Here is an 11,056-nt window from a genome sequence, read left to right on the forward strand (position 1 = left end):
TATCTTTGCCACATGCAAATTCAAGTTGTAAAATCCAAAATCCATAGGGTAAAGTGTACTGGCGCTGACCTTAATTATATCGGTAGTATTACTATTGATGAAGATTTAATGGATGCTGCTAATATTATTCAAGGTGAAAAAGTTCAGATTGTCAACAATGACAATGGCGAACGTCTGGAAACCTACTGTATCCCGGGGCCACGTAATAGTGGTGAAATAACCCTGAATGGTGCGGCAGCAAGAAAGGTTTCGGTGGGCGACACCTTAATTTTGATTACTTACGCCTTTATGGGTATTGAGGAAGCCAAGGTATTTAAGCCTTCTTTGGTATTTCCTGATGAAGCCACAAATCTTTTAAAATAAAACGTGAGCCCCAAAATAAAGAAGATCTTAAAAATTATGCTCCCACTTTTGTTGGGAGTTTTTTTAGTGTGGTATTCTTTATCCCAAATCTCGATTGAAAAATTGATTGGCTATTTTAAAAAGGCCGACTATTTCTGGATTCTTTTGGGTGTGTTTTTTGGTTTATTAAGTCATTTGTCCCGGGCGTATCGTTGGCGATTTCAATTGGAGCCCATGGGCTATAACGTGAAGCTTCCCAATAGCATAATGGCTGTTTTCGCAACTTATTTAATTAATTATACCATCCCACGGGCTGGCGAAGTAGCACGAGCTTCTATTATGACCAATTATGAAAACGTTCCTTTTGAAAAAGGCATCGGTACCATCGTAGCCGAGCGTATTGCTGATTTGGTGATGGTATTTTGCATTATTTGCATTGCCCTTTTTCTGCAGTTCGATTTTATATATTCTTTTTTGATCGAAAAGTTCGACCCCCTTAAAATTGGAATTTTATTATTAGGAGGCCTCCTCGGATTAGTGGTATTCTTCTTATTAATCAAAGAAAGCAATTCAAAAATAGCCCTCAAAATAAGAAGTTTTGTAAACGGCTTGATTGAAGGGGTAATGAGTATCTTCAAAATGAAAAAGAAATGGGCCTTTATATTTCATACCGTATTCATTTGGAGTATGTATGTTCTCATGTTTTATGTCACATCTTTTGCACTGGAAGAAACCAGCAACATCCCTTTTCCCGCAATCCTCATAGGTTTCATCGCGGCAAGTTTCAGTATTGCTGCAACAAACGGAGGTATCGGCTCCTATCCCGAAGCCATAGTTTTGGCATTTCTGGTATTTAGCATTCCCGAAGACCCAAGTCGCGCCTTTGGTTGGATTATGTGGGGTTCTCAAACACTTTTGATTATTATTTTTGGGGGGTTGTCTTTGATTTATCTGCCGATATATAACCGCATCAAGCCAAAGTAGATTTCGGCGTTCTTCTTTTTTGAATTCTTCTAGCATATTTTATACCTTGCTCACGTTGTTTATTTAAAGTTTTAAATGATGAGAGTTGCTATTATCCTATCGATTTGTTTGTTTTTTGGTTTGAGTGTGAGTGCCCAAGTAAAATATGAGGTTTTCCAGTCCAATAAAATGGGAGAGGAACGCCAAATAAAAATACAGTTGCCGAGAGGTTATTCCAGTGATGAAGACAAAAGGTATCCCGTATTTATCGTTCTTGATGGCGACTATCTATTTGAAGCTGTGGCGGGTAATGTAGATTATTATTCCTATTGGGAAGATATGCCGGAATGCATCGTAGTTGGTATCAATCAAATTGATAAACGCTACGACGATTGTATGTATTCTGAACAAAACTCTTTGCCCGTTGAAACAGGTGCTAGATTTTTCGAATTTATAGGAATGGAGTTATTGCCGTACATCGAAACCAATTATCGCACGGCAAATTTTAGGGTAGCCGTCGGCCATGGTGAAACCGCTAATTTCATTAATTATTACCTTTTGAAATCGCGGCCGTTGTTTCAAGGGTATGTTGTAGTAAGCCCGGAGTTGGCGCCCCAAATGTTGGAATACATTCCTGAAGGATTGACCAAAGTGGAATCCAAATTGTTTTACTATCTGGCAAATACCGAATTTGACAACAAATCCATTAAGCAGATGACGGGCGCATTGCATTCGGATATCGAGCAGGTTGAAAACGAGAATATTTCATATGAATTCGACAGTTTTAAAAATGCATCACACTATTCCGTACCGGCACATGCCATTCCAAATGCGCTCGAGACCATCTTTAAAGTGTTTCAGCCGATCAGCAAAAAGGAGTACAAAGAAGAAATATTGGAACTTGAGATTTCGCCAGTTTTATATCTCGAAGAAAAGTATCAGGCCATTAAGGATTTATTCGGCATAGAGAAAAAAATTCTCATCAATGATTACAAGGCGATTGCTGCGGCAATTGAGAAAAATCAATTGTTTGAATACTACGAGCAATTGGGGAAATTGGCACGAAAGGATTATCCTGAAACTATGTTGGGCAGTTATTACACGGCAAGGTTTTATGAAGAAATGGGTGAGCCAAAGAAAGCGATGCGCACCTATCAATCGGCCTACGCCCTTGACGAAATAGCGGGTATTACCAAAGATAAGGTTTTGGAATTGGCCGAGGCTATAAAGATGGACTTCGGATATTAGATGGCAAAAGTAAAGACAACATTTTTCTGTCAAAATTGTGGGGCGCAATATGCCAAATGGCAGGGGCAGTGCAATTCCTGTAAGCAGTGGAACACCATTGCGGAGGAGGTCATTCAAAAACCAGAAAAGGCCGATTGGAAGACAAATTCAAGCCCCACAAAAAGAGCTTCAAAACCCTTACGGATAAAAGACATTGATGTTTCCGAGGAAGCTCGACTGAATAGTTTGGATAGTGAATTCAATAGAGTGCTTGGTGGTGGTATTGTACCAGGGTCGTTAATATTACTAGGTGGTGAACCAGGTATTGGGAAAAGTACCCTTTTACTTCAGGTTTCTTTAAAACTGCCTTTCAAAACACTATATGTTTCCGGTGAAGAAAGCCAGAAACAAATCAAAATGCGAGCCGAGCGTATTAATCCCGAAAGCAATAATTGCTTCATACTAACGGAAACAAAAACCCAAAATATTTTTAAACAAATTGAGGCTTTGGAGCCCGATGTTATTATTGTGGATTCCATTCAGACCTTGCATAGCGATTATATTGAATCATCCGCTGGAAGCATATCACAAATAAAAGAATGTACAGCAGAACTCATAAAATTTGCTAAAGAAACTGCTACGCCCGTCATTCTTATAGGCCATATTACAAAGGATGGGCATATTGCTGGCCCTAAGATTTTGGAGCATATGGTGGACACCGTTTTGCAGTTTGAAGGCGACCGAAACCATGTGTTTAGAATTCTTCGCGCGCACAAGAACCGTTTTGGTTCTACCAATGAGTTGGGTATCTACGAAATGCAAGGTTCGGGATTAAGAGAAGTGTCCAATCCGTCGGAAATTTTGATTTCGAAAAAGGAAGAAGAGTTATCGGGAAATGCCATTGCGGCCACATTGGAGGGCATGCGCCCATTAATGATTGAAGTTCAAGCTTTGGTCAGTACGGCAGTTTACGGTACGCCACAGCGCAGTGCAACAGGTTTTAATGCTAAACGTTTGAACATGCTTTTAGCCGTTTTAGAAAAACGCGCCGGGTTTCGATTGGGTGCCAAAGACGTTTTTTTAAATATAACGGGAGGCATAACTGTTGATGACCCTGCAATTGACTTGGCCGTTGTTGCGGCAATATTGTCTTCAAACGAGGACGAACCCCTTCAAAATGACTTTTGCTTTGCGGCGGAAGTGGGGCTTTCTGGAGAAATTCGCCCTGTCCAGCGTGTGGAACAACGTATTTTGGAAGCCGCAAAGCTTGGGTTTTCGACCATTTTTGTGTCCAAATACAATAAAATTTCACTGAAAGGCACAACGATTAAAGTACAACTTATTTCGAAAATTGAGGATTTGGTGGGCTTTTTGACATGACCTTAAATCGCGTATTTCAACGATAATATTTTCATTTAATCGATAAAAATTACAATATTTTTAGGATTTTTGACTTATCTGTATTACTTTTGCTACGTTTTTAATTTTAATACAAGCATAATTTATTTGATTAGGATAACTTTTTTTTGATAAACGTTCTCTCGGTTTTTCAATTTCTTGAAATACTGCAATAGTATTTGATTTTTTAATTGCGCCCCAAACAATTAATACCATGAAAAGAAATGATACTCGACCCGATTTCAGAATTTATAGCCTACTTTTTTTAACGTTTTTCGCATTTGCCAACGTTTTTGGCCAGTTTTGCCAGCCCAAGAATATTGGTAAGTTCAATACCAACTACATTTCCAAAGTCTCGATAGGTGATTTTTCAAACATAAGCAAAGGAAAAACAGGTGGCTACTCCTATTTTTCAGACCTGAACAGCATAAATATAAAAATTGGAGAGACATTAAAAGGCGAAGTTACGGTCACCCTAAATGGGTGGAACACCAAAGAGAATGCCCTGGTAGTTTGGATGGATTTGAATAGAAATAAGAGCTTTGACGATGAAGGCGAACGCTTCATTTTCTGGGCAGAGGATAAGACAAATTCCAAAGGGAACAAGTCAATAATTATTCCTTTTAAAATAGAAATCCCAAAATCGATAAAGACCAGTAAATCGGTTATTCGAATTGGGTTCAGAACGGGAAAAAAGCAAAACTTCAGCAGTTGCGATTACAAATATCAATCCGGTGAAATTGAGGACTACAACATTAATTTTGTAACCCACACAGATCCAGATAAAGACACAGACGGCGACGGTATCCCCGACCTTGAAGACATGTTTACGCCCAATCCACCAGCCACCGCCGCCATTGATTTAGATGGAATTGACGATTATTTGGAGAGTGATCTAAATTTAAGTGGTTACAATCAACTGACCATAATGGCTTGGGTGAAATTGGACAAAAGTTTTACTGAAACAGGCACATTAATCAGTCAGGGTAAAATGAAGATTAAGGTAAATAAGCATAAAAGGGTGGTAGCACGGGTTAATGGAAAATCGATTGTTGCTAATTCTCGAAAGATTCTAGAGGGACTTCAAAATGGTCGATGGACGCATATTGCCATTACTTTTGACAGTTCGATAAAAAATCAAAAATTAAAATTGTTTATCAATGGGCATTTGGCCAAAACGGGTAATGACAAATTGTTTTCTGAAGCCATAGGTACAACCGCAGATCTGTTTACAATTGGTAAAAATGTAACCAACAACAAGGAGTTTTTTAACGGCGACGTGGATGAGGTCAGGCTTTTTGATATGGCGCTTACGGAAAGTCAGGTACAAAAAATGGTATATCAAGAAATAACCGAAAGTGCCAATAGTGTTGCAGGTGTAACCATTCCAAAGTTAATTAAAGACGATGATACCGGAGCAACCATCCCTTGGTCCAGTTTAGTGGCCTATTATAAAATGAGCGACATCATCAGCGGATATACCAAAGATTTTTCGTCATATGAGCATATGGCCACAATTTTTAATGTCGAAAACGTAAAGGAGCAATCAGCACCAATACCTTTTGTAACCAAAGCTCCGGGAAGCTGGGAGGATGTTGAAAATTGGGCGATGGGTGATGTGCAAGATACCGACGAATTGGCAAATTCTGAGTTTTCAATTGTAAAGGTAAGCCACGACCTTGACGTCAATACTTCGGTAAAAACGGCGGGCCTAATTTTGGATGAAGGCACAACCATAACTGTTAATGGCGACAACGAATTTAGAAACAGTTTTTACCTAGAATTGAACGGGACTTTAGATTTGATGGACGATTCGCAACTGGTACAAACCAAAAATAGTGATTTAGTGACCTCCGAAGATGGAAAAGTACTGAGAAGGCAAGAAGGGACATCAAACCCTTTTTGGTACAACTATTGGTCTTCGCCCATTGGCACTGCGGGAGCGACAATTTTAACGGACAACAACACATCCAAAAATAACCCAAACAACTCGGACTTCAAATTGCAAATGATTAAGGACGAAACTGGATTTAATAAGGAATTTACCAATAGTTATACGGCGAACGGGAACATCAGCACCTATTGGCTCTATACTTACATCAACGGTACGTCCTACTGGGATTGGGCGCAGATTAGCCCAACTTCAAAATTGAACCCTGGCGTGGGTTATACCCAAAAGGGAACTGGAGTGCCATTTGACGAGCAACAGTACATTTTTGAGGGCAAACCCAATAATGGCACCATTTTGTTAAAAGTCCAAGACAAGGGAGGGCCGGGTTCCGTTGCAGGTAAGTCTAAAACTGAGTACTTGATGGGTAATCCGTATCCATCAGCACTGGACCTTCATAAATTTATCGATGATAACGCAAACATTATTGGTGGAACTATTCAGCTTTGGCAACAATGGGGTGGCGCCTCACATAACCTGAATGAATACCATGGTGGATACGCCCAAGTAAATAAATTGGGAGCAGTTAGAGCGCGGCAATTTGTAGGATTCAACGGAGCAACTACTGGAGAGGAACGGGGTACTGTCATACCCTCGAGATATGTGCCGGTTGGACAAGGGTTTATTGCGGAAATTGTTGCAAATGGAAATGTTGAATTCAACAACGGTCAGCGAGTGTTTATCAAGGAGGCAGATGCGGACGGAAGCTATAATAACGGCTCAGTATTTTCAAAAAGGGGTAATGGAAAATCTAATCAGAGTACTGATTCGGAAGTAGATCATGGTGAAATGCAAAAAATACGTTTAGAGTTTAATTCGGTTAAAGGCCCTAAAACAAAACGGGAATTGCTTTTGGGCTTTAGTAAAGACACTTCAGATGATTTTGATTTTGGTTATGACGCAGAAACTGATGGCTCCAATAACAATGATTTGAACTTAGGTTTTGATGGCAAAAATTTCAATATGCAAGCGTATGGGCCAATTTCTGTTGATAAGGTGGTGCCATTAAATTTCAAATCTTCTGGCGACAATACCTTTGAAATTAAAATCACCGAAATGGAAAATGTCGGTGAGTATCAAGAGATTTATTTACGTGATAATCTTACGGGTGAATATTTTGATTTGACTAGTGGCGAAGCCTATCATTTTTCATCGGGCCAGGGGAAATTTAATCAACGGTTTGAAATCGTATTTCAGTCCGAAGCAAGTACACTAAGTATGGAAGAAGCCCAAGTGGATGAAAATTTCATTTACTACGACATGCGGAACAACCTATTATTTACTAAAAAACTTTCTGGTCGGATTAAAAAATTTGTGCTCTACAACATTTCTGGACAAAGCGTTTTTGAAATGACCGATGTCCCAAACTTAACATTCGAAAATGGTTTAAGTCTCCCCAATGTTACTGCGGGAACCTATATTGCATGCTTAAGAACGGATTCGGGCGCGGTTTTAACCAAAAAAATAATCATGAATTAGATATCGATAGCAGAGATAAATCTATTTCTGACAAACTTACAGAAACGGTGTTTGTCTATAAAATATGTATTTTGTCGTATATTTTATTGTTTTTATCGATAATTTGAAGTAATATTGTTTAGTTTTTAAGTGATGTGCACCATAGGTGTGCGGTAATAATTGAAGTTTTCTTCCCTCAAGTTTAGTTTCAATAGAGTTTTCATTTTGTTAGAATACAGAGTTCAATTTATATGGTGGATGCACCTGAAATTGAAGAATTCTTTAAATGTTTTTATTATGACAGAAAGAATAGCGCTAATAAGAATACTTGCTTTTATAGGGTTTCTTATTTCAGGTAGAGCTACTGCTCAACTACATTCTCCTCCAAATTGTGGAGAAAATTTTGTATTGGATTGGTCTCAGGCACCTTCAAGTTCAAATGAATATAATTGGTTGCCAAACGGAAGCCTGACCAATACCTATACGAATGTTGACAATTCAGGAATAGATATTACGATAACATTTACTGGGGACACAGGTTCTCTTGGTGTTTGGGGGTCTCAAACGCCAAAAGTAGGAAACAGTTCAAGTGCATTATACGAAGGATTAGACTTATACACAACAGGATTTTCGGCGACGGGAATAACATGTACCATAACATTTAGCTCTCCCATTTATGCCCTCTCTTTTGATATGCACCATGTAAACGCTTCTGGTGCGAATGGAGATAAGTATACAATTACAGGTATTGATACAGATTCAAATATAATTACTCCAGTTTTTACAAATTCTAGCACTCCTTCATATACTACAGATAATAGTACAGGAATTGTAAACGCGGTTTCTTCTTCAACTTCAGGAAACAATGCCGTTGTTGGGGTTAATTTTTCGGATTCAAGCTATATAACCAGTGTATCATTTTTGTGGCAAGATTGCGATACTTGTTCCCCTAATAATATACATGGTTCAGGATTGGGAAATTTTAGCTTTTGTATACCACAAACTTTAGATTTTGATGGCGTAAATGATTATATAAATAGGTCCGCTTTTTTAGGCGGGAAAACAGAAACAACTATGATGTCTTGGGTAAGACTTGATAATGGTTTTGGTGGAGGTGAAATTATGGGGCAACGTAATTTTAGGCTTTATGTAGATTCAAATAGAAGATTAAAAGCATTTGTCAAGACCAGCTCGGGTACGGAGGTTTATTCTCCAGATATAGCTTCAGCATTGTTGACAACAGATCTTTGGTATCATGTAGCTCTGAAATTTGACGGAAACTCTGGGATAATTGAACTTTTATTGAACGGTCAAAGTATTTGGAGCGACAATAGTAGCCTGTCCATAGGTGCAACAATTAACAGTGCCCCATCTTGGGATAGCAATCATGATTTCGAAATAGGAAGAAACACGGAATTGGATAATAATTATTTTGAAGGTGCAATATATGAATGTAGAGTTTATGGCAAATCGCTAACCTTAAGCCAGTTACAGCAACAGATTCACCAAGAAATAGAAAATAATTCAGGCAATGTTAGGGGTACAGTAATACCAAAAGATATTGAAGGGTTATTATGGAGTGATCTAGAGCTATATTACAAAATGGGAATTATTGATACTGGTTATACTCCAGATGATTCTGATACAGGTATAGATGGTAAGTTAAATAATATGAGAACTTACCAAGAACGTACGGCTCCAATACCATACGTTACTACAAATTCCTGTAGTGGAGATTGGTCCGATGTCAATAATTGGGAATACGGAACTATATGGGATATACCTAATTCACATTCAGAAGCGGCAATTATTAAAATAAACGGAAACATGGAAACTAGTATTAGTCATGAAACAGTTGGCCTGATACTGGATTCCGGAGCAACATTAACGGTCCAGGGCGATAATGAAATAAAGAACAGCTACTACCTTGAGCTCAACGGCACGCTTGACCTGATGGGCGATTCCCAGCTGGTTCAGACGGATCAAAGTGATCTTGTTACCTCTGCGGACGGGAAGGTACTCCGGAGACAGGAGGGCGTACCGAGCGCCTACTGGTACAACTACTGGGCCTCCCCCGTGGGATCTCAGGGAGCGACAAGCTTGGCCGACAACAATACGGCAAGCAACAACACGAACAACACGGCGTTCAGCCTGGATATGCTGAGGGACGACTCGGGCTTCAACTGCTCTTTCACCTCGGACTATACGGCCAGCGGCAACATCAGTACCTATTGGCTGTATACGTTCATCAACGGGCTGACCTACTGGGACTGGGCGCAGATCGCGCCGTCGACCAACCTTGGCCCCGGCGTGGGCTACACCCAGAAGGGCACGGGCGTACCGGGAACGGAACAACAGTATATTTTCGAGGGCAAGCCGAACAACGGTACTATATTGATAAGCGTAACGGACAGGGGCGGTCCCGGCTCCGTGGCCAATTCAACCAAGACGGAATACCTTTTGGGCAACCCCTACCCCTCGGCACTGGACGTCCACCGGTTCATAGACGACAACGCGGGGGTGATAGACGGGACGTTGCAATTGTGGCAACAGTGGAGCGGTAGCTCGCACAACCTCAACGAGTACAACGGTGGCTACGCCCAGGTGAACAAGACCGGCTCGGTGCGCGCCTACCAGTTCGTGGGCTTCTACGGCGCGAACAACGGCTCCCAGGACGGCACCAAGACACCAACAAGATACCTGCCCGTGGGTCAGGGCTTCATCACGGAGATCGTTGCCGACGGCACGGTCGAGTTCAACAACGGCCAGCGCCTATTTATAAAAGAGGCCGATGCCGACGGGACGTACGGCAACGGTTCCACGTTCTTCAAGAACGGGGGCAAAAAATCGAAGGTGGCGTCCGCAAAGGGGGAAGGACCGGAAGAAGGCGGAGGCCCGATGAAAAGGGTCCGCCTGGAGTTCAGCTCTGTAACGGGCCCCGACACGAGGAGGGAGCTCCTGTTGGGCTTCAGTAATGAAACATCGGACGCCTTCGACTACGGCTACGACGCGGAGAGCGACGACATCAACAACAACGATTTGAGCCTCAGCCTGGAGGGCAAGAACATGAACATCATGGCCTACGGGCCTATCACGGCGGACAAGGTGGTGCCGTTGAACTTCAAGTCCTCGGGGAACAACACCTTTGAAATAAAAATATCGGAAACCGAAAATATTGAAGACGATCAGGAAATCTATCTAAAGGACAGCCTGACCGGGGAATACTTTGACCTGACCAACGGCCAGCCCTACGGTTTTTCCTCCCAGCAGGGGAAGTTCAACCAGCGCTTCGAGATCGTGTTCCAGTCCGAGGCGGGCACCTTAAGTTCCGATGAAATAGAAAGCAACGAGGACTATATCTATTACCACAAGGGGAGCAACATGCTCTTTGCGAAGAGACTCAACGGCGAGGTAACGAAATTCACGCTGTACAGCATAACGGGGCAGTCCGTTATGGAGCTGGACAACGTATCGGGGGATGTCCTTGACAGGGGGCTGAAGCTGGCGGACGCATCCACGGGCGCCTACGTGGCCTGCTTCAGGACGGATACCAATCAGGTTATCACGAAAAAGATCATCATAAATTGACCCAACCTAAAGATCAACCAAAGCAAAAAAGTCAAACAAACAGTTTGGCTTTTTTTTGTTTTATGGGTAAAGGTTTTAAGTTTCAATCGAAATACCAAAATCTGACCGATTATGCATTTTACCGAATATTTT

Annotated in this window: 6 protein-coding genes; all 6 read left to right on the forward strand. The window is 41.2% G+C overall.

All coding sequences use genetic code 11. The features are described 5' to 3' along the window. The first annotated feature begins 12 nt into the window (after window positions 1-12). The 6 genes from panD (at window position 13) to ACFSR8_RS01975 (ending at window position 10,924) form a co-directional block, all read left to right on the forward strand. Complete coding sequence (gene panD / locus ACFSR8_RS01950; protein ID WP_186560997.1) at window positions 13-363, forward strand: aspartate 1-decarboxylase; 351 nt, start codon at window positions 13-15, stop codon at window positions 361-363. Between the two features lie 36 nt (window positions 364-399). Further along, entirely contained in the window at window positions 400-1,326 is a 927-nt protein-coding gene (locus tag ACFSR8_RS01955; protein WP_380288503.1) for a lysylphosphatidylglycerol synthase transmembrane domain-containing protein, read from the forward strand. 78 nt (window positions 1,327-1,404) lie between these two features. Beyond that, a complete protein-coding gene (locus tag ACFSR8_RS01960) occupies window positions 1,405-2,553 on the forward strand; it encodes an alpha/beta hydrolase (RefSeq protein WP_380289369.1) in 1,149 nt (382 codons plus the stop codon). Then, window positions 2,554-3,912, forward strand: a complete 1,359-nt coding sequence (gene radA / locus ACFSR8_RS01965; protein ID WP_380288505.1) for a DNA repair protein RadA — start codon at window positions 2,554-2,556, stop codon at window positions 3,910-3,912. 232 nt (window positions 3,913-4,144) lie between these two features. Beyond that, window positions 4,145-7,357, forward strand: a complete 3,213-nt coding sequence (locus tag ACFSR8_RS01970) for a LamG-like jellyroll fold domain-containing protein (RefSeq protein ID WP_380288507.1) — start codon at window positions 4,145-4,147, stop codon at window positions 7,355-7,357. A 276-nt stretch (window positions 7,358-7,633) separates the two neighbouring features. Beyond that, a complete protein-coding gene (locus ACFSR8_RS01975; RefSeq protein WP_380288509.1) occupies window positions 7,634-10,924 on the forward strand; it encodes a hypothetical protein in 3,291 nt (1,096 codons plus the stop codon). The last annotated feature ends 132 nt before the right edge of the window (window positions 10,925-11,056 follow it).

It is taken from the genome of Hyunsoonleella rubra (genome assembly GCF_042684665.1).
GTDB classification, from domain to species: domain Bacteria; phylum Bacteroidota; class Bacteroidia; order Flavobacteriales; family Flavobacteriaceae; genus Jejuia; species Jejuia rubra.